Below are 26,266 nucleotides of genomic sequence, written 5' to 3'. Positions count from 1 at the left end.
GGCGCCGAGGCGCCGATAGATGAATGACGAGGAAAGCATGAGCAAGCAGATTCTGGTTCTCCCCGGTGACGGCATCGGCCCGGAGATCATGGCCGAGGCGGTCAAGGTGCTCGAAGTGGCCAACGACAAGTACCAACTGGGCTTCGAACTGGTGCACGACGTGATCGGCGGCGCCGCCATCGACAAGCACGGTGTGCCCCTGGCCGACGAGACCCTGGAGCGCGCCCGCAAGGCCGATGCCGTGCTGCTGGGCGCCGTGGGCGGCCCGAAATGGGACAAGATCGAGCGTGACATCCGCCCGGAGCGCGGCCTGCTGAAGATCCGCTCGCAACTGGGCCTTTTCGCCAACCTGCGTCCGGCCATCCTTTATCCGCAACTGGCTGAAGCGTCCAGCCTCAAGCCGGAAGTGGTCGCCGGGCTGGACATCCTCATCGTCCGCGAGCTGACCGGCGGCATCTATTTCGGCCAGCCCCGTGAGCAGCGCGTGCTGGAGAATGGCGAGCGCCAGGCCTATGACACCCTGCCGTACAGCGAGAGCGAGATCCGCCGCATCGCCCGTGTCGGCTTCGACATGGCCCGCGTGCGCGGCAAGAAGCTCTGCTCGGTGGACAAGGCCAACGTCCTCGCCTCCAGCCAGCTGTGGCGCGAGGTGGTGGAGGAAGTGGCCAAGGACTACCCGGACGTCGAGCTCAGCCACATGTACGTCGACAACGCTGCCATGCAACTGGTGCGGGCGCCGAAGCAGTTCGACGTGATGGTCACCGACAACATGTTCGGCGACATCCTTTCCGACGAGGCCTCCATGCTCACCGGCTCCATCGGCATGCTGCCGTCCGCCTCCCTGGACGCCAACAACAAGGGCATGTACGAACCCTGCCACGGCTCCGCACCGGACATCGCCGGCCAGGGCATCGCCAACCCGCTGGCGACCATCCTCTCGGTGTCGATGATGCTGCGCTACAGCTTCAACCAAGGCGCCGCCGCCGATGCCATCGAACAGGCCGTGAGCCGCGTGCTGGACCAGGGCCTGCGCACCGGTGACATCCACTCCCCGGGCACGACCAAGGTCGGTACCCAGGCCATGGGCGATGCAGTGGTCGAGGCCCTGCGTAATCTGTAATCTGTCGGGCCCGCTGCGCGGCAGCGGCCCACTTTTTTCCTGAAAGGTGCAGTTGTCATGAAGCGTGTAGGTCTGATCGGTTGGCGCGGCATGGTGGGTTCGGTGCTCATGCAGCGGATGCTTGAGGAGCGGGACTTCGACCTGATCGAGCCGGTGTTCTTCACCACCTCCAACGTCGGTGGGCAGGGCCCGGCGGTCGGCAAGGACATTGCCCCGCTGAAGGATGCCTACAGCATCGAAGAGCTGAAGACCCTCGACGTGATCCTGACCTGCCAGGGCGGCGACTACACCAACGAGGTCTTCCCCAAGCTGCGCGAAGCGGGTTGGAACGGCTACTGGATCGATGCGGCCTCCAGCCTGCGGATGCAGGATGACGCGGTCATCGTTCTCGACCCGGTGAACCGCAGGGTCATCGACCATTCCCTGGACGCCGGCACCAAGAACTACATCGGCGGCAACTGCACCGTCAGCCTGATGCTGATGGCATTGGGCGGCCTATTCGAAGCCGGCCTGGTGGAGTGGATGAGCGCCATGACCTACCAGGCGGCCTCGGGCGCCGGCGCGCAGAACATGCGTGAGCTGATCAAGCAGATGGGCGCCACCCACGCAGCTGTCGCCGATGACCTGGCCAACCCCGCCAGCGCCATCCTCGACATCGACCGCAAGGTCGCCGAGACCATGCGCGGCGAAGCCTTCCCCACTGAGAACTTCGGCGTACCGCTGGCCGGCAGCCTGATCCCCTGGATCGACAAGGAACTGCCCAACGGCCAGAGCCGCGAGGAATGGAAAGGCCAGGCCGAGACCAACAAGATCCTCGGGCGCTTCAAGAGCCCGATCCCGGTGGATGGCATCTGCGTGCGCATCGGTGCCATGCGCTGCCACAGCCAGGCGCTCACCATCAAGCTGAACAAGGACGTGCCGATCGCCGATATCGAAGGGCTGATCAGCCAGCACAACCCCTGGGTCAAGCTGGTGCCGAACCAGCGCGAGATCAGCATGCGTGAGCTGACGCCAACTGCCGTGACCGGCACTCTGTCGGTCCCCGTCGGCCGCCTGCGCAAGCTGAACATGGGGTCGCAGTACCTGGGGGCCTTCACCGTGGGCGACCAGTTGCTATGGGGCGCCGCTGAGCCGCTACGCCGTATGCTGCGCATCCTGCTGGAGCGTTGATCGAACCTGGCGCGGGCGGGGCTCGCCCGCGCCAATCGGTCCGATTGCCTGCATACGGGGTGACGGTTAAAGTGCCGCTCCCCGTTTCGCCATAGGCAATGACCATGAGCCCGTCCCTTGAAATCGCCGTGATCGGCGCCACCGGCACCGTCGGCGAAACCCTCGTCCAGCTCCTCGAGGAGCGCGAGTTCCCCGTATCCACCCTGCATCTTCTGGCCAGCATCGAGTCTGCTGGCGCCTCCGTGCCGTTTCGCGGCAAGAACCTGCGCGTGCGGGATGTCGCCGAATTCGATTTCGCCCGTGTCCGCCTGGCCTTCTTTGCCGCTGGAGAGGCCGTTACCCGCAGCTTTGCGTCGCGCGCGTTGCAGGCCGGATGCTCGGTGATCGACCTGTCCGGAGCGCTGGAGCAGGGCGTGGCCCTGGTCGCAGGGGCCAACGACTCGGCCCTGGCGCAGTTGCAGGCCCCGTTCGCGCTGATCAGCCCCAGCCCCTCTGCCGTCGCGCTTGCTAGTGTGCTCGCGCCGTTGGGGGAGGTCCTGACGCCTGAGCGCGTCTGTGTGACGGCGTGCCTCTCGGTATCCAGCCGGGGGCGCGAGGGCGTGAATGAACTGGCCCGCCAGACAGCCGAGTTGCTCAACGCGCGCCCCTTGGAGCCGCGCTTCTTCGATCGGCAAGTGGCCTTCAACATCCTCGCTCAGCCCGATGCGGTGGATGGTGAAGGGCATGCGCCGCTTGAGCGGCGTCTGGCACGGGAATTGAAAGAAGTTCTCGCTTCGCCCGGGCTGGATATCGCGGCGACCTGCATTCTGGCGCCGGTGTTCTTTGGCGACAGCCTGAGTGTCAGCATCCAGTCCGCTAGGGACGTTGACCTTGATGCCGTTAACGCTGCACTTGAAGGTGCCGATGTACTGGAGTGCGTCGAGTTGGGCGACTACCCCACGGCAGTAGGTGACGCTGTTGGGCAGGATGTGATCTACGTCGGCCGCGTTAGAAAGGGCCTGGAAGACCCGCGTCAACTCAATTTGTGGATTGCGTCAGATAATGTGCGAAAAGGCGCTGCGCTCAATGCCATACAGTCTGGCGAGTTGTTGATAAAACACTATCTGTAAAAGATACTTACCTGAAAATTTGAAGTACTTTTCTAGCTTGACAATACTGATCTGGTTGATCGCTGGCGGGGAAGCGCCAAGCGCGCGTTGTGGCGGCGATCAATTACCCTCTCGTTCGAGCGAGAAGAAAAGATAAAACAAGGGATTACGCTATGGTTCGGGTTCGCAAACTGGTACTGGCAATTGCGGCAGCTTCGGCTCTGTCTTCCGGCATGGCACATGCCCTCGGACTGGGTGAAGTCACTCTCAAGTCTGCATTGAACCAGCCGCTGGATGCTGAGATCGAGTTGCTCGACGTCCGCGATCTGTCGTCCAGCGAAGTCGTTCCCAGCCTCGCCTCCGCCGAAGAGTTCGGCAAGGCTGGCGTTGATCGCCAGTACTTCCTCACTGACCTCAAGTTCACGCCTGTACTCAAGCCCAACGGTAAGAGTGTGGTGCGCGTGACTTCCAGCAAGCCGGTGCGCGAGCCTTATCTCAACTTCCTGGTGGAAGTGCTATGGCCCAATGGGCGTCTGCTGCGTGAGTACACCCTGCTGCTCGATCCGCCGGCCTACTCGCCTGAAACCGCCGCTGTTGCACCTGCGCTGGCCGCCACCGCGCCGGCTCAGAAGGCTCGCCCGACAGCTTCGCGAGCCTCTGCTTCTGCTACACAGGCCCCGTCTTCAGCGCCGGCTGCTGCCAGCAGCAAGGTTGCGGGGGGCGGTGACTACCGAACCACCAGCAAGGACACCCTGTGGGACATCGCCCAGCGCAATCGCGCCAGTGGCAGCGTCCACCAGGCCATGCTGGCCATCCAGGACCTGAACCCCGACGCCTTCGTCGGCGGCAACATCAACCGTCTGAAGAGTGGCCAGGTCCTGCGCATGCCGACCGAGCAGCAGATCGCCAGCCGTTCCCAGTCCGAGGCAATTGCCCAGGTCGCCGCCCAGAATGCTGCCTGGCGCAGCGGCGGTGCCGTAGCCGATACCGCTGGTCAGCGCCAGCTGGATGCTACCAAGCGCTCGACCGCAGGCGCCGCTCCGGCCAAGGTCGAGAGCAAGGACAGTCTGCGTCTGGTATCCGCCGAGAGCGGCAAGGCAACTGTTGGCAGCGATAAAGGTGCCGCCAACGGTAACGCCAAGGCCCTGGCCGAGAAACTGGCGGTTACCCAGGAAAGCCTGGACACCACCCGCCGCGAGAACGAAGAACTGAAGAGCCGGATGACGGATCTGCAAAGCCAGCTCGATAAGCTGCAGCGCCTGATCCAGCTCAAGGACGACCAGCTCGCCAAGATGCAGGGCGACCTGTCCAAGAAGCCCGAGGCCGCCGCTCCGGCAGCGCCTGCTCCCGCGCCGGCCCCCGCTGCCGAACAGCCTGCACCTGCGCCGCAGCCCCAGGCGCCCGCCGAGGCGGGCGCCCCGGCGACTCCGCCGGCCGGCGCCGCGCCGGACTACAACTACAATCAGGAGCCGGCCGCACCCGATGCGGCCAGCCAGACCCAGAACGAGCAGCCGGCCACAGAGCCGGCTGAAGCCGTTGAGAAGCCCGCTGCCCAGCCGGCCCCGGCCCCGACTCCTGCGCCGGTTCCCCCGGTCGAGGCCGAGCAGCCGAGCTTCCTCGACGAGCTGATGGGCAACACCATGCTGCTGGGGATCATTGGCGGTAGTGCGCTGCTGGTGCTGCTGGTGGTGCTGATGATCCTTTCCCGCCGCAACGCCATGAAGGAGGCCGAGCTGCAGAACAGCTTGGCTGGCCAGGATGGCGAAGCCAGCGCAGACAGTGACCTCGACCTGCAGGACAATGCGTTCTCCGGCTTTGATGTCGAGCCCGCTGCGGCGCCTGCCGTCGCGACTCAGTCTGCCGCTGAAGAGCGCGTCACCGCCCAAACCGGAGATGCCCTCAGCGAGGCCGACATCTATATCGCCTACGGTCGCTTCAACCAGGCTGCCGAGCTGCTGCAGAACGCCATCAACGACGAGCCTCAGCGCGCAGATCTGCGCCTGAAGCTGATGGAGGTCTACGCCGAACTGGGTGATCGTGACGGTTTCGCACGCCAGGAAGGCGAGCTGCGTGAGATCGGTGGCGCCCAGGCCGACGTGGATCTGCTCAAGTCCCGCTACCCGGCCATGGCTGCCGTGGCAGCCGCTGGTGCGGGTTTCGCCGCTGCCTCTGCTGCAGATGATCTGGACAGCTTCAGCCTCGACGATCTGACCTTGGACGAACCGGCTGCACCGGCCCAGAAGCCGCAGGACCTGGATGATGCCTTCGACCTGAGTCTCGACGACGAGCTGGATGCGGCGCCTGCAGCCCGTTCTTCTGCCGAAGAGTCCCTGCCCAGCCTCGACGACCTGGACCTGGATGCCGACCTGAGCCTCGACCTGCCGGCCTCCAGCCCAGCCGCTGCCGATGATGACCTTGGCTTTGACCTGGACCTCGACAGCAAGCCGCTGGCTGATGACAACCTCGCCCTGGGGGACGACCTGGCTGATTTCAGCCTGGACCTGGACGAAGACGCCAAGCCCTCCGCTGTCACGGAAGACGACTTCCTGCTGAGCTTGGACGATGACCTGCCGGCCACTGCCGAGCCCACCAAGCTTGAAACCAGTGACTTCGACCTGCCTTCCGACTTCGACCTGTCCATGCCTGAAGATTCGGCACACGCCGAGCCGCAGACGGACAGCTTCGCCGCCAAGCTGGATGAAGTCACCGCCGAACTGGATCAGCTCGCCGAGAGCCTCGACCAGCCGGCTGAGGAGGCTCCCATCCCGGCACCGGCCCCTGAAGTCGCAGCGCCTGCTGCGGAACTGGAAGGGGATGATGACTTCGATTTCCTTTCGGGAACCGACGAAACCTCCACCAAGCTCGACCTGGCGCGTGCCTACATCGACATGGGCGACACCGAAGGTGCTCGCGACATCCTCGACGAGGTATTGACCGAAGGCAGCGAAACCCAGCAACAGGAAGCGCGCGACCTGATCGCCCGTATCAGTTGATCCATGACACAAGCAGTACCCGCAACGGCAGCCGAAAAGGCTGCCGTTGGCATTTCCAGAATCGCCCTTGGCGTTGAGTACAAGGGTTCCCGCTACCGTGGCTTCCAGCGTCAGATCGCCGGGGTGCCGTCCATCCAGGAATCCCTGGAAAAGGCGCTGACCAAGGTGGCTGGCGGGCATCCCATCACCCTGAGTTGCGCAGGCCGGACCGATGCGCTGGTTCACGCCAGCGGACAGGTCGTGCATTTCGATGCGCCGGTCCCGCGCTCCATGCATGCCTGGACCATGGGCGCGAACATGAATCTCCCCGGCGATATCAGTGTCACCTGGGCCCAGGCCATGCCCGCGCATTTCGATGCGCGCTTCAGCGCCATGGCGCGGCGCTATCGCTACGTCATCTACAGTGACCCGATCCGCCCGGCCCACATGGCCGAAGAGGTGACCTGGAACCATCGCCCGCTTGACGTCGAGCGTATGCGCGAGGCGGCTGCCTACCTGGTGGGCACCCACGACTTCACCTCGTTCCGTGCCAAACAGTGTCAGGCCAAGTCGCCGGTGAAGACGGTCCATCACCTGCAGATCCATGAGCATGGCCGTTTCATCGTGCTGGACGTTCGGGCCAATGCCTTCCTCCATCACATGGTGCGCAACTTCGCCGGCGTGCTCATGGCCATCGGTGCTGGGGAGCGTTCGCCGGCGTGGGCACAGGAAATCCTCGAGAGCCGCTGCCGGCGTACCGGCGGTGTCACCGCGCACCCCTATGGGCTCTACCTGGTAGAGGTGGAATACCCGGAGGAGTTCGAGCTTCCCAAGCGTTACCTGGGGCCGCATTTCCTTTCCTGGATGCCGGAAGACGCAAGCTGACGCTGTAGCAGACCTTTGCTACCATCCAGCAACTTTTTGCCCAGCAGGTGTCTGCACGTTGTCTACCGTTCGCGTCAAAATCTGTGGCATCACCCGTGTCGAGGACGCCCTGGCGGCTGTCGCCGCGGGTGCCGATGCCATCGGGCTGGTGTTCTATGCACCCAGCCCCCGAGCCGTGACCGCAGAGCAGGCAAGGGTGATCATCTCCGCTCTGCCGCCCTTCGTGACGACGGTCGGATTGTTCGTCGACATGCCGGGGGAAGAGCTGGACAGCGTGCTGGCGACGGTACCCCTCGACCTGCTGCAGTTCCATGGCGACGAATCGCCGGATGTGTGCCGGCGCCATGGGCGCCCCTATCTCAAGGCCCTGCGTATCCGTCCCGGTGATGATGTCCCGGCGCTGATCGAACGTTACTCGGATGCATCCGGCGTTCTGCTGGACACCCACGTGCCCGGCACGCCTGGCGGCACAGGCGAGGCCTTCGACTGGAGCCTGGTGCCCAGTGCGCCGTCCCGCCCGGTGGTGCTCGCCGGTGGCCTGACTCCCGGCAACGTCGCTGAGGCCATCCGCCGTGTGCGCCCTTATGCCGTCGATGTCAGTGGTGGGGTCGAAGCGGCCAAGGGCATCAAGGACCCAGTACTGATCCGGGCCTTCATCGATGCCGTGCGCACTGCCGCATGATCGTCTTTCCCCTCACCGTGTCGAGCGGAGGCGTTCGACTGGATGTGACGACGGCGAGCGGGCTGCCGTCCATAACCCAGTTGTCCGCTCGGACGCTCCCCGGGAGCGCCGCGAGCCGGGCCGAAACCAGGTGCTGCTGGCACGTTTCATTGGCGTGGACGGCAGCGGTCGGGGCGAACCCGGCCATGAATTTGATTTCGCTCAGGAACAGGCGCAGCGCTTCGAGCCGCTAGCGTGTGTTCGGGCCTGAAGCTATGGAGAACGAGAGCATGAGCAACTGGCTGGTAGACAAGCTGATCCCTTCGATCATGCGTTCCGAAGTTAAGAAGAGCTCGGTACCCGAAGGCCTCTGGCACAAGTGCCCGTCCTGCGACGCCGTGCTGTACAAGCCCGAGCTCGAGAAGACCCTGAATGTCTGTCCCAAGTGCGACCACCACATGCGCATCGATGCGCGCACCCGCCTGGACATCTTCCTCGATGCCGAAGGCCGGGAAGAACTGGGCGCCGACCTCGAACCAGTGGATCGCCTGAAGTTCCGTGACAGCAAGAAGTACAAGGACCGCCTGGCCGCCGCGCAGAAGGACACCGGTGAAAAGGATGCCCTGATTGCCATGAGCGGCAGCCTCGAAGGCAACCCCATCGTGGCCTGCGCCTTCGAATTCTCCTTCATGGGCGGTTCCATGGGGGCCATCGTCGGTGAGCGTTTCGTGCGTGCTGCCAACGTTGCGCTGGAGAAGCGCTGCCCGCTGGTGTGCTTCTCCGCCTCCGGTGGCGCGCGCATGCAGGAGGCGCTGATCTCCCTGATGCAGATGGCCAAGACCTCCGCCGTCCTGGCGCGCCTGCGCGAAGAGGGCATTCCCTTCATCTCCGTGCTGACCGACCCGGTCTACGGCGGCGTGTCTGCCAGCCTGGCCATGCTGGGCGATGTGATCGTCGGTGAACCCAAGGCCCTGATCGGCTTCGCCGGCCCGCGCGTGATCGAGCAGACCGTGCGCGAGAAACTGCCTGAAGGCTTCCAGCGCAGCGAGTTCCTGCTGGAGCATGGCGCCATCGACATGATCATCCCCCGCCAGGAACTGCGCAGCCGCCTGTCGCGCCTGCTCGCCCAGTTCCAGAACCTGCCGTCTCCCGTACCCACTCCCGTACCGGCCACTGCATGACCCAGAGAACCCTCGCCGACTGGCTCGATTACCTCGAACACCTCCACCCCAGCGCCATCGACATGGGGCTGGAGCGCAGCCGGCAGGTGGCCGAGCGCCTGGGTATCGGGCAGCTTGCCCCCAAGGTGATCACCGTCACCGGCACCAACGGCAAGGGTTCCACCTGTGCATTCCTGGCTGCGCTGTTGCGTAGCCAGGGGCTGCGCGTCGGGGTCTACAGCTCGCCGCACCTGCTGCGCTATAACGAGCGCGTCCAGTTCGACGATGGTATGGCCAGCGATGAGGCGCTTTGTGACGCCTTCGCCGCAGTCGAAGCGGCGCGTGGCGATATCACCCTGACCTATTTCGAGATGGGCACCCTGGCGGCCTTCTGGCTGTTCCAGCGCCGAGCCCTGGATGCCGTGGTGCTGGAAGTCGGCCTGGGCGGACGGCTCGACGCCGTGAACCTGGCCGATGCCGACCTGGCACTTGTCACCAGTATTGGCATCGACCATGCCGACTGGCTCGGCGACACCCGTGAAAGCGTGGCCTTCGAGAAGGCCGGCATCTTCCGTCCGGGCAAACCCGCCGTTTGTGGCGATCTCGACCCGCCGGAGCCCCTGCTGGGCCGGGCTGCCGAGATCGGTGCACCGTTGCTGGTACGCGGGCGCGACTTCGACCTGGCCGAGGCCGAGCAGAGCTGGCACTGGCGTGGCTGCTCGCTGTCCGGCGAGTTGCTGTACTTGCACGACCTGCCTTTGCTGGATCTGCCCCAGGAGAATGCGTCCCTCGCATTGCAGGCCTATGCACTGCTTGGCCTGCCCTGGCAGCCCGAGCGCCTGGTGCAGGCCCTGTCAGCTACCCGGGTGAGTGGCCGACTCGAGCGCCGCAACATCCTGTGGCAAGGCAAGCATGTCTCCCTGGTGCTGGATGTCGGACACAACCCCCATGCCGCCGAATTCCTCGCCGGGCGTCTGGTTGCGCGGCCTGTGGCTGGCCGCAGACTGGCGGTGTTCGGTCTGCTTGCGGACAAGGACCTCGACGGTGTGCTCCGCCCCCTGCACGCGCATCTGGCGGACTGGGCGGTGACTGCGTTACCGTCGCCCCGTTCCCGGCCGGCCGGCGAACTGCAGGCCGCCCTCGATGCCCTGGGGGCTCGGGTGCATGGCCATGAGTCCGTGGTCGCCGCCCTGCAGGCGCAGTGCGAACAGGCCGGGGAGGGGGATGAAATCCTGGTGTTCGGATCGTTCTATTGCGTGGCCGAGGCCCTGGCCTGGCTCGCGCAGCAGGCTTGATAGTTGGGGGTAGCCGTGCTGGACAAGGGACTCAAGCAACGCATCGTTGGCGCCGTGGTGTTGCTGGCATTGGCCGTGATCTTCCTGCCGATGCTGTTCACCCGTGAGGACGAGTTGCGCCAGGTGCAGGTCGAAGCACCGCCGATGCCCCAGGCGCCTGCCATGCCTCCGACCGAGCTGGAGGGCGTCCAGGTCCCCGAGCCCCAGGTCCTGCCGGACGAGCCCGTACCCCCGCTGGACGCCAACGGTGGTGTGGCTCAGGTGCCTACCACGCCCCCCGCCGTTCCGGCGCCCAGCCAGGCGCCGCGCCAGCAGCCGGCTCCGACACAACCCGTTGCAGCCTCTCCGGTCGTCCAGGCCCAACCCCAGGCTGCTGCGACGCAGCCTGCGACGAGGGTTGAGGAGAAGCGCCTGGACCCCAACGGCTTGCCCGTCAGTTGGTCCATCCAGTTGGCCAGTCTGTCCAATCGGGCCAGTGCCGAGAACCTGCAGAAGACCCTGCGCAATCAGGGCTACAACGCCTACATCCGTAGCGCGGACGGAATGAACCGGGTCTTCGTCGGGCCGGTGATCGAACGTGCCGAGGCTGAACGCTTGCGCGACGCCCTCAGCCGCCAGCAGAAGCTGAATGGCTTCGTGGTGCGTTTCCAGCCGGAGAAGGGCTGAGTCGCAGCCGCCGTCGGACCTTTCTGATTCGCGGGTTACCGGAGCCAAGGGCCTCTGTTAAAATGCCCGCCTTTTCCGTTCGTGGGCTGCATACGTGGCATTCACCTGGGTCGATTGGGCGATCATCGCCGTCATCGCCATTTCCAGCTTGATCAGTCTGAAGCGCGGCTTCGTCAAGGAAGCCCTCTCGTTGCTCACCTGGATCATCGCCGGTGCGGTCGCCTGGATGTTCGGGGGTGCTTTGTCGCAGCACCTCACTGAATTCATCGAAATGCCCTCGGCTCGCGTCATCGCGGCTTGCGCCATTCTCTTCATCGCTACCCTGTTGGTAGGGGCGTTGGTCAACTTCCTGATCGGCGAGCTGATCAGGGTCACCGGCATGGACGGCACCGACCGCTTCCTCGGCATGGTCTTCGGCGCAGCGCGCGGGGCCTTGTTGGTGGTTGTGCTGGTCGGCCTGCTCAGCCTGGCGCCGGTGCAACAGGATCCTTGGTGGCAGCAGTCCACGCTGCTGCCGCACTTTCTCATGGTCGCCGACTGGTCCAAGAACCTGATCCTGGGTCTGACCGGTCAGTGGCTCAACGGCAGCGTCAGCCCACCCGGCTGAGCTGCCAGACGAAGGGCGCCACCCCGGGTAAACCCCGTGCGGCACCCAGTATTGGCCTGAACTACTAGCAGGGGTTGCGTCACATGTGTGGCATCGTCGGTATCGTCGGCAAGTCGAACGTCAATCAGGCGCTGTATGACGCGCTCACCGTTCTCCAACATCGCGGCCAGGATGCGGCCGGGATCGTGACCAGCCATGACGGCCGCCTGTTCCTGCGCAAGGACAACGGCCTGGTGCGCGATGTGTTCCAGCAGCGTCACATGCAGCGCCTGGTCGGCCACATGGGCATCGGTCATGTGCGCTATCCCACTGCTGGTTCCTCCAGCTCCGCCGAGGCGCAGCCGTTCTACGTCAACTCGCCCTACGGCATCACCCTGGCGCACAACGGCAACCTGACCAACGTCGAGCAACTGGCCAAGGAGATCTACGAGTCTGACCTGCGCCACGTGAACACCAACTCCGACTCGGAAGTGCTGCTCAACGTGTTCGCCCACGAGCTGGCCCACCGCGGCAAGCTGCAACCCACCGAGGAAGATGTGTTCGCCGCCGTCTCCGGCGTGCATGACCGCTGCCTGGGGGGCTATGCCGTGGTGGCGATGATCACCGGCTACGGCATCGTCGGCTTCCGCGACCCCAATGCCATCCGTCCGATCGTGTTCGGCCAGCGTCACACCGACGAAGGCGTGGAATACATGATCGCGTCCGAGAGCGTGGCTCTGGACGTGCTTGGCTTCACCCTGATCCGTGACCTTGCCCCGGGCGAGGCGGTGTACATCACCGAGGAAGGCAAACTCTACACCCGTCAGTGCGCCAAGGCGCCGAAGCTCTCCCCGTGCATCTTCGAACATGTCTACCTGGCGCGTCCGGACTCCATCATCGACGGCGTCTCCGTCTACAAGGCGCGCCTGCGCATGGGCGAGAAACTGGCCGAGAAGATCCAGCGCGAGCGTCCTGATCACGACATCGATGTGGTCATCCCGATCCCGGACACCAGCCGCACTGCAGCCTTGGAGCTGGCCAACCATCTGGGTGTGAAGTTCCGCGAAGGCTTCGTGAAGAACCGCTACATCGGTCGGACCTTCATCATGCCGGGCCAGGCGGCGCGCAAGAAATCCGTGCGCCAGAAACTCAATGCGATCGAACTGGAGTTCCGTGGCAAGAACGTGATGCTGGTGGATGACTCCATCGTTCGCGGCACCACCTGCAAGCAGATCATCCAGATGGCCCGCGAAGCCGGCGCCAAGAACGTCTATTTCTGTTCCGCTGCTCCGGCAGTGCGCTACCCCAACGTCTACGGCATCGATATGCCGAGTGCTCATGAACTGATCGCCCACAACCGGACAACCGAGGACGTGGCCGAGCTGATCGGTGCTGACTGGCTGATCTACCAGGACTTGCCGGACCTTATCGAAGCGGTTGGCGGCGGCAAGGTGAAGATCGAGCACTTCGACTGTGCCGTGTTCGACGGCCAGTACATCACCGGTGACGTCGACGAGCAGTATCTGGACAAGATCGAACAGGCCCGTAACGACCTCGCCAAGGTCAAGGCCAGTGCGGTCAGCGCCATCATCGACCTGTACAACAACTGAGCCAGGCGTGGCCCTGGCCACGCCCTCCGTGACACCCCGCAGCCCGGACCCGCTCCGGGCTTCGTTTCTGGAGAGATAGGGTTATGACGCAAGAATGGGAAGCCGGAAGGCTGGACAGTGACCTCGAAGGCGCCTCCTTTGACACCCTCGCCGTGCGTGCCGGCCAGCGCCGCTCGCCGGAGGGCGAGCACGGCGAGGCCATGTTCCTCACCTCCAGCTACGTGTTCCGCACCGCCGCCGACGCCGCCGCGCGCTTCGCCGGTGAGGTACCGGGCAACGTCTACTCGCGCTACACCAACCCCACCGTGCGCGCCTTCGAGGAGCGCATCGCTGCCCTGGAAGGTGCCGAGCAGGCCGTGGCCACCGCCTCCGGCATGTCCGCCATCCTCGCCATCGCCATGAGCCTGTGCAGTGCCGGTGACCACGTGCTGGTCTCGCGCAGCGTGTTCGGCTCCACCATCAGCCTGTTCGAGAAGTACCTCAAGCGCTTCGGCGTGCAGGTGGACTACCCGGCGCTTTCGGACCTGGCCGGCTGGGAAGCGGCGATCAAGCCCAACACCCGCCTGCTGTTCGTCGAGTCGCCGTCCAATCCCCTGGCCGAGCTGGTGGACATCACCGCCCTGGCCGAAATCGCCCACGCCAAGGGCGCCCTGCTGGTGGTGGACAACTGCTTCTGCACCCCGGCCTTGCAGCAGCCGCTGAAGCTGGGAGCGGACATCGTCATGCACTCGGCCACCAAGTACATCGACGGCCAGGGCCGCGCCATGGGGGGCGTAGTGGTCGGGCGAGCTGAGCACATGAAGGAGGTGGTGGGCTTCCTGCGGACCGCCGGCCCGACCCTCAGCCCCTTCAACGCCTGGGTGATGCTCAAGGGCCTGGAAACCCTGCGCGTGCGTATGCAGGCCCACAGCGCGAGCGCGCTGGAGCTGGCGCGCTGGCTGGAAACCCAGCCGGGCATCGAGCGTGTGCACTACGCCGGCCTGGAAAGCCATCCCCAGCATGAGCTCGCCAAGCGCCAGCAGAAGGCCTTCGGCGCCGTGGTCAGCTTCGAGGTGAAGGGCGGCAAGGAGGCGGCGTGGCGCTTCATCGATGCCACCCGGATGATCTCCATCACTACCAACCTGGGAGACACCAAGACCACCATCGCCCACCCGGCCACCACCTCCCACGGGCGGCTGTCGCCCCAGGAGCGGGCCAATGCCGGCATCGCCGACAACCTCATCCGCGTGGCGGTGGGCCTTGAAGACGTGGCCGACATCCAGGCGGATCTGGCGCGAGGCCTGGCGGTTCTGTGATGGAGTGGCGTGTCGAAACCTGCCTCGCCAACAACGGCAAGGTCGCGCTGGTCACCGGCGCGGCCCGTGGCATCGGACTGGGCGTAGCGGCCTGGCTGCTGGCTGAAGGCTGGCAAGTGGTGTTGTCCGATATCGACCGGGTTCGGGGGTCCAAGGTCGCCAAGGCGCTGGGACCCAACGCCTGGTTCGTCGGCATGGATGTGGCCCATGAGAGCCAAGTGGCGGTGGGCATCGCCGAGGTCCTCGGCCAGTTCGGCCGGCTGGATGCCCTGGTGTGCAATGCCGCCGTTGCCGACCCCCACGGCGCACCGCTGGAAAGTCTTGAGCTGTCGGCCTGGAACCGCACCCTGGCGATCAACCTCACCGGGCCCATGCTGCTGGCCAAGTACTGCGCGCCGTACCTGCGGGCCCACAAGGGAGCGATCGTCAACATCGCCTCCACCCGTGCCCACCAGTCCGAGCCGGATACCGAGGCCTATGCCGCGAGCAAGGGGGGCCTGGTGGCGCTGACCCATGCCCTGGCCATAAGCCTGGGGCCGGATGTACGGGTGAATGCGGTCAGCCCAGGCTGGATCGATAGCCGTGACCGTGCCGAGCGCGAAGCCGTGCCGCTCACCGAGCTGGATCACGACCAGCACCCGGTGGGCCGGGTCGGGCTGGTGGAGGATGTGGCACCGTTGGTGGCCTGGCTGCTGTCCGACCAGGCGGCGTTCGTCACCGGTCAGGACTACCGCGTCGACGGCGGGATGACCCGCAAAATGGTCTACCTCGACTGAGGGGGGCTCTAAAAACGTAGGCGAGGCGGTCAGCGCAAGGCGAAAGCAGGCGAAAAAGCGCAGTTTACGTGCGGTAAATGAGCATTTTGAGCCTGCTTTTAACGCTGCGATGACAACGCAGGTAGTTTTTAGAGGTGCCCTGAGGTCGGGGAGGGGCCTGAACGGGCGGTGGCGCTGGCGCGTCACCGCCCGTTTGCGTTTCAGGGGCGCAGGTCGATGGCCGGGGTGCCCTGGCCGTCGAACAGTTGCACAGGTTCGGCCGGCAGGATGCTCGGGCGGCTGCGTTGCGGGCCCGGGTCGCCGAGCACGCGGATGTCGCTGTACTTCTTGCCCGACAGCGCCGCCAGGCCGGCACGGTCGCGCACCACGGTAGGCCGCAGGAACACCATCAGGTTGCGCTTTATATGACTGTCCTTGGTGGAGCGGAACAGCCGGCCGAGCAGGGGAATGTCGCCCAGCAGCGGCACCTTGGAGTCAGTGCTGGTGATGTCGTCCTGGATCAGGCCGCCGAGCACGATCACCTGGCCGTCCTCGGCGAGGATGGTGCTCTTGATCGAGCGCTTGTTGGTGACCAGGTCGACGGCCTTGGCGGTGACCGCTGCGCTAGGGGCGATGGAGGAGATTTCCTGCTCGATCTCCAGGCGCAGGGTGGCGCCTTCGTTGATGTGCGGAGTGACCTTGAGGGTCACGCCAATGTCCTTGCGTTCGATGGTCGTGAAGGGATTGTTGGCTCCGGACGAATCGGTGGTGTAGGAGCCGGTCTGGAACGGCACGTTCTGGCCCACCAGGATCTCCGCCTTCTGGTTGTCCAGGGTCAGCAGGCTGGGCGTGGACAGCAGGTTGCTCTTGCTGTTGGCCGACAGTGCGGTGACCAGGGCGCCGAAATGGTCGGTCCCGATACCGATGATGGCGCCATCCGGCAGCGCGTCCGGGACCTTGTCGTCCTGAATGGCCTTGAGCACGGTCCCCACCGACAGGCCGGTGTTGCCGAAGTTCACGCCGCCCAGGCCACCGGTACGGCCGCGGGCATCCACGGCCCACTGCACGCCGAGGGCGTCGCTGATGTCGCCGGAGATTTCCACGATGGCGGCTTCCACCATCACCTGGGCGCGGGGCACGTCCAACTGGCGGACGATGTCTTCCAGTGCATTCACCGTGTCCGGCTCGGCCAGCAGCACCAGGGCATTGAGGCTCTCGTCGGCGCGGATGAGGATGTTCTGTGGCTTGCCCTTCTGCTCGGTGCCTTCAGGGGATTTGAGGCCCTCGGAAATCTCGCCGAGGGTGGTCGCCAGGGACTTGGCATCGTTGTGGCGCAGGCGGATCACTCGGGTATTGGCCGAGCGCGCGGTGGGTGTGTCGAGGGACTGCGCCAGGGACACCAGCTTGGCCCGGGCCGAAGGCGGGCCGACGATGATCAGGCGGTTGGTACGGGAATCGGCGATCACCTGGGCGGCGTTGGTGCCCTTGGCCTGGCCCCGGGTGACGGCGTTGTTGAGCACCTCGGCAGCGTCCATCACCCAGGCGTTCTGCAGGTTGAGCACGGTGTAGTCGCGGTCGCCCTTCTGGTCCAGCTGGCGCATCAGGTCTTCGATGCGGGCGATGTTGGCGGCGCGGTCGCTGATGATCAGTGCGTTGGCTGAGGTCACCGCCGCCAGGTGGCCGTATTGCGGCACCAGCGGGCGGATCAGCGGGATCAGCTCGGTGACCGAGGCGTGCTGGACCTGGATGACCCGGGTTTCCAGCGTATCCGGCGCTTGCGGGCCGTTGCCGGCTTCGGCCTTGGCCTCGGCGTTGGGGATGATACGCGCCTGGTCACCCTGGGTGATGACGGTGAAGCCATGGGTGGCCATCACCGAGAGGAACAGCTGGTAGACCTCGGACAGGCTCAGTGGCGCCTTGGATACCACGCTCACCTGGCCCTTCACTCGCGGGTCGACGATGAAGGTCTGCCCAGTGATGTCGGCCACCTGGTCGACGAACTCGCGGATGTCCGCGTCCTTGAGGTTGATCGTCCAGCTGTCCTGCTGGCTGCTGCTGGAGGCGGACACGGGTTCGGCAGCGAAAACGGGGAGCGGGGCGGTCGCGAGTCCGGCGACCAGTACGGCAATACTCAGGCGCGAGAGGGCTGTGGGCATTGATTCATTCGCTTTCCATGGGCTGTTCGGGCGGTGAGTCCAGGGGCAGGCCACCGGATTCTTCCATCTGTTTTCTGAGGGCTTCCATGCGCTCACGCAGCTCGGCGGCATTCTCGTCCTGAAGGCCTTCGAGTGCCTCGATCGCTCCATCGGCGGGCGCTGCGTCCATCACCGGCGAAACGGATGCACGGGTGGTGCGGGTGTGGGGAAAGGTCAGGGTCTCCAGGCGGCCTCCCCGTTCGATCTCCACCCGGTCGCGGTAGACAGCGTGCAAGCGTACGCCGTCGCTGATCGACTCGCCTGCCAGTATCCGCCTCGGCTTGCTGTCGTCCGCGCGGATGATGGCACTGGAACGTGCCGGGTCGGCGTTGATGAAACTGCCCAGCAGGACCAGGCGCAGGTTGGTTGCCGGCGGCGGTCCCTCCTGCTGGATGCGGACGGGGCCGAACAGCCTTTCCAGACGGTCCAGGCTGGGCGGAACTGCCGCCATCTGCGGGGTATCGCTACCGGTAGGGGAGGGGGTGCGCAGCAGGCGGATCCAGTCGGCAGTCTGCCAGGCGAGGCTTAGGCTCATCGCTGCGATCAGCGCCACCCCGACGACGACGGGGGCCTTTTCCTGCAAGCGATATCGGGCACCTGGAACGTGCAAAAGAGAGTCTCCGCGAGGCGAGTCAGTGGTGATTGTGGGGGTATGTCGGGGAAAAAGTGCGTTGATCATAGCAGCACGAATGGATCACGCTGCAAGCGTCCGGAAGATGTACGACCGGCGACGATGTGCTAAAGATAGCGCCGTTTTTTTACGACTTGCCGTGCATCCGGCAGCACAACGAAAAGAATTCGGCAGGGATTCGCCGAACAACCGTCAGACCCCGTGCTAGACGATTCCGGGGTGATTTCATTAAGGCATGACACGGATGAATTCCTCTTCGCTGGACGCGCCGCTACGGCGCCTGCCATTCGGTTTCGCCAAGCGCCACGGTGTCTTCCTTCAGGATGGCGCCGAACCCTGCCTGGCCCATCGCCAGGGTGCCGAGCTGGTGGCCCTGGCCGAGGCCCGACGCTTCGTCGGGCGCAGCCTGCCGTTCCGAGCGCTTGCCCCCGAGGCCTTCGACCAGGCCCTGGCCCAGGCCTATCAACACGATTCGTCCGCCACCATGCAGTTGGCCGAGGACCTGGGCGGCAGCCTGGACCTGGCCGCGCTGGCCGAGCAGATGCCCGAGACCACCGACCTGATGGAGCAGGAGGACGATGCACCGATCATCCGCCTGATCAACGCCATCCTCGGCGAAGCGATCCGTGAGAACGCCTCGGACATCCACCTGGAGACCTTCGAGAAGCGCCTCGTGGTGCGCTTCCGCGTCGACGGCATCCTGCGTGAAGTGCTGGAGCCCAAGCGCGAGCTGGCGACGTTGCTGGTGTCGCGAATCAAGGTCATGGCCAAGCTCGACATCGCCGAGAAGCGCATTCCCCAGGACGGCCGCATTTCCCTGCGGGTGGCCGGCCGCGAGGTGGACATTCGCGTCTCCACGCTGCCTTCGGCCAACGGCGAGCGGGTGGTGCTGCGATTGCTGGACAAGCAGGCCGGGCGCCTCACGCTGCAGCACCTGGGCATGAGTGCGCGGGACCGCGCGCTGATGGAGGAGACCGTGCGTAAGCCCCACGGCATCTTGCTGGTCACGGGCCCCACCGGCTCGGGCAAGACCACCACCCTCTACGCCAGCCTCACCACCCTCAACGACCGCACCCGCAACATCCTCACGGTCGAGGACCCCATCGAGTACCACCTGGAAGGCATCGGCCAGACCCAGGTCAATCCCAAGGTGGATATGACCTTCGCACGGGGCCTGCGGGCCATCCTCCGTCAGGACCCGGACGTGGTGATGGTGGGTGAGATCCGCGACCACGAGACCGCCGAGATCGCCGTACAGGCCTCACTCACCGGCCATCTGGTGCTCTCGACCCTGCACACCAACAGCGCCATCGGTGCCATCACCCGCCTGGTGGACATGGGTGTCGAGCCCTTCCTGCTGTCGTCTTCGCTGCTGGGTGTGCTGGCTCAACGCCTGGTGCGGGTGCTCTGCCCCCACTGCAAGGAGGCCTACCAGGCCGACGCGGCGGAATGCCAGTTGCTGGGCGTCGATCCGGCTCAGCCGGCCACCCTTTATCACGCGCGCGGGTGCAGTGAGTGCCACCAGCAGGGTTACCGTGGGCGAACCGGCATCTACGAGCTGGTGGTGTTCGACGACCACATGCGCAGCCTGATCCACAATGCCGCTTCCGAGCAGGAAATGACCCGCCACGCCCGTCGCTTCGGCCCGAGCATCCGTGACGACGGCAAGCGCAAGGTGCTGGAAGGCGTGACGACCGTGGAAGAAGTCCTCCGCGTCACCCGGGAGGAGTAAATGGCTGCCTTCGAATACATCGCCCTGGACGCCCGCGGGCGCCAGCAGAAGGGCGTGCTGGAGGCCGACAGTGCCCGCCAGGTCCGCCAACTGCTGCGCGAGCGGCAATTGGCGCCGCTGGAGGTCAAGGCCACCCGCACCCGCGAGCAGGCCGTCGGCGGCCAACGTTTCGGCTTCGCCCGGGGGCTGTCCGCCCGTGACCTGGCCCTGGTGACCCGCCAACTGGCGACCCTGGTGCAGGCGGCGCTGCCCATCGAGGAGGCGCTACGCGCTGCGGCGGCTCAGTCCACCTCTTCGCGCATCCAGTCGATGCTGTTGGCGGTGCGCGCCAAGGTACTGGAGGGTCACAGCCTGGCCGGCAGCCTGCGCGAGTTTCCTGCTGCCTTCCCCGAGCTCTACCGCGCCACCGTTTCGGCGGGCGAGCACGCTGGCCACCTCGGCCCGGTGCTGGAGCAACTGGCGGACTACACCGAGCAACGTCAGCAGTCGCGGCAGAAGATCCAGCTGGCCCTGCTCTACCCGGTGATCCTGATGTGCGCCTCCCTCGGCATCGTCGGTTTCCTGCTGGGCTTCGTGGTGCCGGATGTGGTTCGGGTGTTCATCGATTCCGGGCAGACCCTGCCGCTGCTCACCCGTGGCCTGATCGCCCTCAGCGACCTGGTCAAGCACTGGGGTTGGCTGGCCGTCTTGTTGGCGGTGGCCGGCATCACCGCGATCCGTCTGGCGCTGCGCCAGGAGGCAGCGCGCCAGCGCTGGCATGGCATCCTGCTGCGGATACCGCTGGTGGGGCGCCTGGTGCGTGCCACCGACACCGCGCGCTTCGCCTCCACCCTGGCGATTCTCACCCAGAGCGGCGTGCCGCTGGTGGAGGCCCTCGGCATTGCCGCCGAAGTCATCGCCAACCGGGTGATCCGCGCCGAGGTGGTGCTGGCGGCGCAGAAGGTCCGTGAAGGCGGCAGCCTGACCCGCGCCCTGGAGCAGACCGGCCAGTTCCCGCCGATGATGCTGCACATGGTGGCCAGTGGCGAACGTTCCGGCGAGCTGGACCAGATGCTGGCCCGCACTGCCCGCAACCAGGAAAGCGACCTGGCCGCGCAGATCGCGCTGCTGGTGGGGCTGTTCGAGCCCTTCATGCTGGTGTTCATGGGCGCCGTGGTATTGGTCATCGTCCTGGCTATTCTCCTGCCCATCCTTTCTCTCAACCAACTCGTGGGGTAAACGCGTGAAATCGAGCCGTCTACAGAGGGGCTTCACCCTCATCGAAATCATGGTGGTGGTGGTCATCCTCGGCATCCTCGCCGCGCTGGTGGTGCCCCAGGTGATGAACCGCCCGGACCAGGCCAAGATCACCGTCGCCAAGGGCGACATCAAGGCCGTCGGCGCCGCCCTGGACATGTACAAGCTGGACAACTTCGCCTACCCCAGCACCCAGCAGGGGCTGGAGGCGCTGGTGAAGAAGCCCAGCGGCAACCCGCAGCCGAAGAACTGGAACAAGGACGGCTACCTCAAGCGTCTGCCGGTCGACCCGTGGGGCAACCCCTACCAGTACCTGGCGCCGGGCACCAAGGGCCCGTATGACCTGTACTCCTTTGGCGCCGACGGCAAGGAAGGCGGTACCGACGCCGATGCCGACATCGGTAACTGGGACAACTGATGGGCGCGCGCGGGGCCCGCGGCTTCACCCTGATCGAGCTGCTGGTGGTCCTGGTGATCATCGGCTGCCTGGTCGGGCTGGCGGTCTTCAGCACTGGCATTGCCGGGCCCTCGCGCGAACTGAACAACGAAGCCGAACGCCTGGCCGGTCTCATCGGCGTGCTGGTGGACGAGGCCGTGCTGGACAACCGTGAGTACGGCCTGCGCCTGGAAAGCGACCGCTATCAGGTGCTGCGCTTCGACGAGGCCAAGGCCCGCTGGGAGCCAGTGGGGAAGCAGCCCCACACCTTGCCCGCCTGGGCGGAGATGAAGCTCGAACTGGAAGGCGATGCCCTGGTGCTGCCGGGCAGTGCTGCCGATGGGGATGAGAAGAAGGGCAACCCGAATGCTCGGGCGCCGCAACTGCTGATTCTCTCCAGCGGTGAGCTCAGCCCGTTCCGCCTGGAGATGGGCGAGCGCAGCAAGGACGGTATTCGTCTGCAAGTGAGCAGCGATGGCTTCCGCCTGCCTCGGGTCGAGCCGGTCGTGCGTGGACGCGCGGGATGAAAGCGCTGCGCGGCTTCACCCTGCTGGAAGTGCTGGTGGCCCTGGCGATCTTCGCCGTGGTCGCCGCCTCGGTGCTGACGGCCAGTGGCCGCAGCCTGCGCAATGCCGCCCGCCTGGAAGACAAGACCCTGGCCATGTGGGTGGCCGATAACCGTCTCACCGAGATGCAACTGAGCCGCACGCCTCCTGCGGAAGGTCGTGACCAGGGTGAGGTGCAGATGGCCGGCCGGCGCTGGGAATGGCAGAGCCAGGTAGAGGCCACCTCCGACCCCGCCCTGCGCCGGGTCACCCTGTGGGTGGCCCAGCGGCCCGAGCGCAGCGAGCGCGGCAAGCTCGAAGAGCGCGCTGCCGCCCGCTTGGTCGGCTTCATCGAGACCACGCCATGACCCGCCAGCGTGGCTTCACCCTGTTGGAACTGCTGATCGCCATCGCCATCTTCGCGCTGCTGGCCCTGGGCACCTACCGCATGCTCGACAGCGTGCTGGCCACTGACCGCGCCACCCGCGTGCAGGAGCAGCAACTGCGCGAGCTGGTGCGTGCCATGGCCGCACTGGAGCGTGACCTGCAGCAGGTGGTGGTGCGCCCCGTGCGCGACCCCAACGGCGAATGGCGCAGTGCGCTGCTGGGCGAGCGCGCCGACAACGACAGCTTCGAGTTCACCCGCAGCGGTTGGCGCAATCCCATGGGCGCGCTGCGCTCAGGCCTGCAGCGGGTGCGCTGGCAGCTCTCCGGGGAAAAACTCGAACGCCGCTACTGGACGGTGCTCGATCAGGCTCAGGACAGCCAGGCCCGGGTCCAGGAGGCGCTGGATGGTGTCACGCGGCTGCGCCTGCGTTATCTGGACAAGGACGACAACTGGCTGGAGGCCTGGCCGCCGGACGGCGAAAGCGACAGCAAGCGCCTGGAGAAAGTACCGAAGGCCGTCGAAGTGACCCTGGAGCACCGCCGCTACGGCGAGCTGCGTCGTGTCCTGCGGTTGGTGGACGAGCCGCAGGAGCGCAAGCCGGGACCCAACAGCAACGACCCCAACTCGGAAACACCGCTTCCCGAGGAGGGTACCCAATGAGAGCGCAACGGGGCGTGGCCCTGATCACCGTGCTGCTGGTGGTGGCTGTGGTGACGGTCGTTTGTGCCGGGCTCATCGCCCGCCAGGAGCTGGCCATTCGCTCCAGTGCCAACCAGTTGCATACCCGCCAGGCGTTGCAGTACGCCCTGGGGGGTGAGGCGCTGGCCCGGGCGATCCTGGTTCGCGACCTGCGCGCCGGCGACCCGCGCACCCCGGTGGACCACCCGGGTGAAGCCTGGGCGCGTCCGCTGACCAGCTTCCCGCTGGACGACGGCGGTGAACTGGTGGTGCGCATCGAGGACGCCACTGCACGCTTCAACCTCAATGGCGTGGTGCGCCAGGGGCGGGTGAACGAGCAGGGGCTCAAGCAGTTCCGCCGCCTGTTGCTGCGCCTGGGCATCGAGGCGCCCTACGGCGATCGCCTGGTGGACTGGCTGGACAAGGACCAGGAACCGACCGGTGCCAATGGCGCCGAAGACAACCAGTACCTGCTGAATCAGCCGCCTTACCGCGCAGCCAACCGCGTGATGGCGGATGTATCCGAATTGCGTCTGCTGGCCGGCATGACAGAGGCCGACTATCGTCGCCTGCTGCCCTTCGTCACCGCTCTGCCCAGCGACGCCACCCTCAATGTCAACACCGCCGGGGCTCTGGTGCTCTCCAGCCTGGGCGATACCCTCAGCCCCTCCGTGGCCGAATCCCTGGTGGCGACCCGCGGCCGCGAAGGGTTCAAGACAGTGGACGCCTTCCTCGGTCAGCCTGTTTTGGCGGGCCTCGGTCTCGAAGCCCAGGGCCTGGCGGTGGGCAGTGAATATTTCCGCGTGATCAGCGAAGTCCGTCTGGGCGACCGCCGGCAGGTGCTGGTGAGCACCCTGCAGCGCAGCAATGACGGTCGGGTACGGGTGTTGGCACGCGATCTGGGACAGGGCGGAGTGCCGCTCACCCTCAACAAGGAGCAGGACAAACAATGATTCAGACGAGCGTGTTCCTCCCGCCCCAGGCCCTGCAGTGGGTGATGGGTGACCTGGAGGTACGACTGGTCAGTGGGGGCGAGGTGCGGCGACTGCCGTTTGCCGATGCCGTGGCGGCCGCAGGCAGCAACTGGCGGCTGGTGCTGCCCGTGGAGGCGGTGACCGCCTGCGCCGTGCGCCTGCCGACGCAGAAGGCACGCTGGTTGCGCCAGGCCCTGCCGTTCGCAGTGGAGGAGCTGCTGGCCGAAGATGTGGACGGCCTGCATCTGGCCGTTGGGGAGCCCCTGGAGGACGGTCGCCACCGGGTGCTTGCCGTGCGCCAGGCGTGGCTGACGTCATGGATCGACCTGGCAACGGCGAGCGGCGCAGCACCGAGCAGCCTGCAGGTGGACGCGGACCTGCTGCCGCTGGAAGGCACCCGGCTGTTCTGGCTGGACGGCCGCTGGCTGTTGGGCGGCGAGGGTGTTTCCCGCCTCAGCGTGCAGGACGAGGACTGGTCGATGCTGCGTGAAGCCTGTTCGCACCCGTGGATCGGTCAGGCGAGCGCTGACCGGCGCAGCCTGGAGGGTATCGAACGCTGGGAGGGCGTGCAGGACAGCCATGTCGACCTGGCCCGCTGGCAAGGCACCGAGCTGGCGCAAGGCGAGTTCGAAGTCCGCCAGCCCAACCGGCAGTGGGCATTGTGGCGGCCGGCGTTGGGGCTCGTGGGGCTGTGGGCCATCCTGCAGTGCGGCTTCTACCTGGCTCAGGGCTGGCACTTGCGGCACCAGGGGAATGCCTATGCCCAGGCCAACGAGGCGTTTTACCGCGAGCTGTTCCCCCAGGACACCCGGCTGGTGAACCTGCGGGCGCAGTTCGACCAGCACCTGGCCGAGGGCAGCCGCCCCGGGCAAGGCAAGTTGCTGGAAACCCTCGGGCAGGCCTCCGGGGCTTTGCTGGAGGACGGCGCCGTGGTGCGCATTCAGCAACTGGATTTCAGCGAGACACGTGGCGACCTGGCCCTGCAGGTGCAGGCGCCTGGGTTTGACGCGCTCGAGCGGCTGCGCGAGCGCCTGATCGGTGCCGGGCTGGCCGTGCAGATGGGCTCTGCCAGCCGTGAAGGTGACGGCGTAAGCGCACGATTGGTGATCGGAGGATGAGCATGGCCACTCTCAGGGATCGTTTGCATACCCACTGGCAGACCTCCAGCGCGGCAACTCGCTGGCAAGCCCTGCCGCCCCGTGACCGGCTGGCCTTGGCGGCGCTGGGCGGCTTTCTGGCGCTGGTCCTGCTGTACCTCGCCCTCTGGCGTCCAGCCCACAACGGGATGCTGGAGGCGCGTCGGTATTTCGAGCAGCAACGTGCGCTGAACCTCTACATGCAGGCCCAGGCGCCCCAGGCGCGGGCCGGCGTCGAGCGGCCCCAGGCCAGCGTCGAACCCGAACGCCTGCAGGGGCTGGTCACCGCCAGTGCCGCAGAACAGGGCCTTTCGGTGGAGCGCATGGACAGCGACGCACCCGGCCAGGTACAGGTCAGCCTGCAGCCCACCGCCTTCCCCCAACTGCTGCGTTGGTTCGTGGCGCTGGAGGCCCAGGGCGTGCGCATCGAGGAAGCAGGCCTTGATCGTGCGGAAGAGGGACGCGTTGCTGCCCGGCTGACATTGAGGGTCGGTAACTGAGTGCTCCGCCTGAGGGTGAAAGGGCGGTCGCGAGGGCTTTCCTTCACCCCTCGAAAAATCGCCTCAATGAAAAAAACTTCAAGCAGGGTGTTGACTTAGGTGAGCCCTCTGCGTAAATTGCGCGCCTCGCAAGGCGATGGGTGATTAGCTCAGCCGGGAGAGCATCTGCCTTACAAGCAGAGGGTCGGCGGTTCGATCCCGTCATCACCCACCACTCCTTGTGATACTTCGGACGAAAGTCCGGCCGACGCGCAGCGGTAGTTCAGTCGGTTAGAATACCGGCCTGTCACGCCGGGGGTCGCGGGTTCGAGTCCCGTCCGCTGCGCCACTTATTTCCCATCCAGGGTCATGCCCGGGATGAGGCGAAAGCCGAAAGGCAAGCGCCAGACGCTCCAAAGCAAAGCTTCACCGGACGCAAGTCCAAACCGACGCGCAGCGGTAGTTCAGTCGGTTAGAATACCGGCCTGTCACGCCGGGGGTCGCGGGTTCGAGTCCCGTCCGCTGCGCCATATACAAAAGCCCTCAGGTAGAAATACCTGGGGGCTTTTTTTT

The 26,266-nt window shown here is 65.7% G+C and carries 24 protein-coding genes and 3 tRNA genes; 25 read left to right on the top strand and 2 right to left on the bottom strand.

Annotation, left to right across the window (positions count from 1 at the left end):
• Window positions 1-37 precede the first annotated feature (37 nt).
• The 13 genes from leuB to A7D27_RS16995 all read left to right on the top strand — a co-directional run bounded on the left by leuB (window position 38) and on the right by A7D27_RS16995 (window position 15,284).
• A complete protein-coding gene (leuB, locus tag A7D27_RS17055) occupies window positions 38-1,120 on the top strand; it encodes a 3-isopropylmalate dehydrogenase (RefSeq protein ID WP_069562966.1) in 1,083 nt (360 codons plus the stop codon).
• Between the two features lie 57 nt (window positions 1,121-1,177).
• A complete protein-coding gene (gene asd / locus A7D27_RS17050; RefSeq protein ID WP_069562948.1) occupies window positions 1,178-2,290 on the top strand; it encodes an aspartate-semialdehyde dehydrogenase in 1,113 nt (370 codons plus the stop codon).
• A gap of 104 nt (window positions 2,291-2,394) precedes the next feature.
• Window positions 2,395-3,399, top strand: coding sequence for an aspartate-semialdehyde dehydrogenase (locus tag A7D27_RS17045; RefSeq protein ID WP_069562965.1), 1,005 nt, complete (start codon window positions 2,395-2,397; stop codon window positions 3,397-3,399).
• Between the two features lie 152 nt (window positions 3,400-3,551).
• Entirely contained in the window at window positions 3,552-6,371 is a 2,820-nt protein-coding gene (locus A7D27_RS17040; protein ID WP_069565520.1) for a FimV/HubP family polar landmark protein, read from the top strand.
• Window positions 6,372-6,374: 3 nt separating this feature from the next.
• A complete protein-coding gene (gene truA / locus A7D27_RS17035; RefSeq protein ID WP_069562946.1) occupies window positions 6,375-7,235 on the top strand; it encodes a tRNA pseudouridine(38-40) synthase TruA in 861 nt (286 codons plus the stop codon).
• A 58-nt stretch (window positions 7,236-7,293) separates the two neighbouring features.
• On the top strand, window positions 7,294-7,917 hold the full coding sequence (locus tag A7D27_RS17030) for a phosphoribosylanthranilate isomerase (RefSeq protein ID WP_069565519.1): 624 nt from the start codon (window positions 7,294-7,296) through the stop codon (window positions 7,915-7,917).
• Between the two features lie 269 nt (window positions 7,918-8,186).
• On the top strand, window positions 8,187-9,077 hold the full coding sequence (gene accD / locus A7D27_RS17025) for an acetyl-CoA carboxylase, carboxyltransferase subunit beta (protein WP_069562944.1): 891 nt from the start codon (window positions 8,187-8,189) through the stop codon (window positions 9,075-9,077).
• Window positions 9,074-10,351 carry a bifunctional tetrahydrofolate synthase/dihydrofolate synthase gene (folC, locus tag A7D27_RS17020; protein WP_069562943.1) on the top strand — a complete coding sequence of 426 codons (1,278 nt, stop codon included), beginning with the start codon at window positions 9,074-9,076 and terminating at the stop codon, window positions 10,349-10,351. The genes accD and folC overlap by 4 nt, the downstream gene beginning before the upstream one ends.
• Before the next feature lie 15 nt (window positions 10,352-10,366).
• Window positions 10,367-11,017, top strand: coding sequence for an SPOR domain-containing protein (locus A7D27_RS17015; protein WP_240920418.1), 651 nt, complete (start codon window positions 10,367-10,369; stop codon window positions 11,015-11,017).
• Between the two features lie 94 nt (window positions 11,018-11,111).
• Window positions 11,112-11,624, top strand: a complete 513-nt coding sequence (locus tag A7D27_RS17010) for a CvpA family protein (RefSeq protein ID WP_069562941.1) — start codon at window positions 11,112-11,114, stop codon at window positions 11,622-11,624.
• An 83-nt stretch (window positions 11,625-11,707) separates the two neighbouring features.
• Window positions 11,708-13,213, top strand: coding sequence for an amidophosphoribosyltransferase (gene purF, locus A7D27_RS17005; protein WP_069562940.1), 1,506 nt, complete (start codon window positions 11,708-11,710; stop codon window positions 13,211-13,213).
• An 83-nt stretch (window positions 13,214-13,296) separates the two neighbouring features.
• Window positions 13,297-14,508 (top strand): O-succinylhomoserine sulfhydrylase, encoded by a 1,212-nt coding sequence (locus A7D27_RS17000; protein WP_069565517.1) that lies wholly within the window; start codon window positions 13,297-13,299, stop codon window positions 14,506-14,508.
• A complete protein-coding gene (locus A7D27_RS16995; protein ID WP_139131220.1) occupies window positions 14,508-15,284 on the top strand; it encodes an SDR family oxidoreductase in 777 nt (258 codons plus the stop codon). Before A7D27_RS17000 ends, A7D27_RS16995 begins: the two co-directional genes overlap by 1 nt.
• A gap of 200 nt (window positions 15,285-15,484) precedes the next feature.
• On the opposite strand, the gene gspD is transcribed toward A7D27_RS16995, so the two are convergent.
• Together gspD and A7D27_RS16985 are read right to left on the bottom strand one after the other, a co-directional pair.
• Window positions 15,485-17,419, bottom strand: a complete 1,935-nt coding sequence (gene gspD / locus A7D27_RS16990; protein ID WP_069565516.1) for a type II secretion system secretin GspD — start codon at window positions 17,417-17,419, stop codon at window positions 15,485-15,487.
• Window positions 17,420-17,423: 4 nt separating this feature from the next.
• A complete protein-coding gene (locus tag A7D27_RS16985) occupies window positions 17,424-17,993 on the bottom strand; it encodes a type II secretion system protein N (protein WP_083265672.1) in 570 nt (189 codons plus the stop codon).
• Between the two features lie 340 nt (window positions 17,994-18,333).
• Between A7D27_RS16985 and gspE the strand changes: the two genes are divergently transcribed.
• The 12 genes from gspE to A7D27_RS16925 all read left to right on the top strand — a co-directional run bounded on the left by gspE (window position 18,334) and on the right by A7D27_RS16925 (window position 26,223).
• The gene (gene gspE, locus A7D27_RS16980) at window positions 18,334-19,821 is read left to right on the top strand and encodes a type II secretion system ATPase GspE (protein ID WP_083265664.1); all 1,488 of its coding nucleotides are present in this window, start codon (window positions 18,334-18,336) and stop codon (window positions 19,819-19,821) included.
• Window positions 19,822-21,039, top strand: a complete 1,218-nt coding sequence (gene xcpS, locus A7D27_RS16975; protein ID WP_069562934.1) for a GspF family T2SS innner membrane protein variant XcpS — start codon at window positions 19,822-19,824, stop codon at window positions 21,037-21,039.
• 49 nt (window positions 21,040-21,088) lie between these two features.
• Window positions 21,089-21,475, top strand: a complete 387-nt coding sequence (gene gspG / locus A7D27_RS16970) for a type II secretion system major pseudopilin GspG (RefSeq protein WP_044408614.1) — start codon at window positions 21,089-21,091, stop codon at window positions 21,473-21,475.
• Window positions 21,475-22,020, top strand: coding sequence for a type II secretion system minor pseudopilin GspH (gspH, locus tag A7D27_RS16965; RefSeq protein WP_069565515.1), 546 nt, complete (start codon window positions 21,475-21,477; stop codon window positions 22,018-22,020). The genes gspG and gspH overlap by 1 nt, the downstream gene beginning before the upstream one ends.
• Window positions 22,017-22,406: a type II secretion system minor pseudopilin GspI gene (gspI, locus tag A7D27_RS16960; RefSeq protein ID WP_069562932.1), complete on the top strand. Its 390-nt coding sequence runs from the start codon at window positions 22,017-22,019 to the stop codon at window positions 22,404-22,406. The genes gspH and gspI overlap by 4 nt, the downstream gene beginning before the upstream one ends.
• Window positions 22,403-23,086 (top strand): type II secretion system minor pseudopilin GspJ, encoded by a 684-nt coding sequence (gspJ, locus tag A7D27_RS16955; protein ID WP_069565514.1) that lies wholly within the window; start codon window positions 22,403-22,405, stop codon window positions 23,084-23,086. The genes gspI and gspJ overlap by 4 nt, the downstream gene beginning before the upstream one ends.
• A complete protein-coding gene (gspK, locus tag A7D27_RS16950) occupies window positions 23,083-24,057 on the top strand; it encodes a type II secretion system minor pseudopilin GspK (RefSeq protein ID WP_069565513.1) in 975 nt (324 codons plus the stop codon). Before gspJ ends, gspK begins: the two co-directional genes overlap by 4 nt.
• Entirely contained in the window at window positions 24,054-25,196 is a 1,143-nt protein-coding gene (gene gspL / locus A7D27_RS16945; RefSeq protein ID WP_069562929.1) for a type II secretion system protein GspL, read from the top strand. Before gspK ends, gspL begins: the two co-directional genes overlap by 4 nt.
• Window positions 25,197-25,198: 2 nt before the next feature.
• Window positions 25,199-25,714, top strand: coding sequence for a type II secretion system protein M (locus tag A7D27_RS16940; RefSeq protein WP_069562928.1), 516 nt, complete (start codon window positions 25,199-25,201; stop codon window positions 25,712-25,714).
• A gap of 138 nt (window positions 25,715-25,852) precedes the next feature.
• A tRNA-Val gene (locus tag A7D27_RS16935) sits at window positions 25,853-25,928 on the top strand.
• A gap of 37 nt (window positions 25,929-25,965) precedes the next feature.
• Window positions 25,966-26,042 (top strand) — tRNA-Asp (locus tag A7D27_RS16930).
• 104 nt (window positions 26,043-26,146) lie between these two features.
• Window positions 26,147-26,223: transfer RNA gene (locus tag A7D27_RS16925), tRNA-Asp, on the top strand.
• Window positions 26,224-26,266: the final 43 nt, after the last annotated feature.

It is taken from the genome of Pseudomonas sp. 1D4 (assembly GCF_001728925.1).
Classification (GTDB): Bacteria; Pseudomonadota; Gammaproteobacteria; order Pseudomonadales; family Pseudomonadaceae; genus Metapseudomonas; species Metapseudomonas otitidis.
This window is presented reverse-complemented; position numbering and strand designations above follow the sequence as displayed.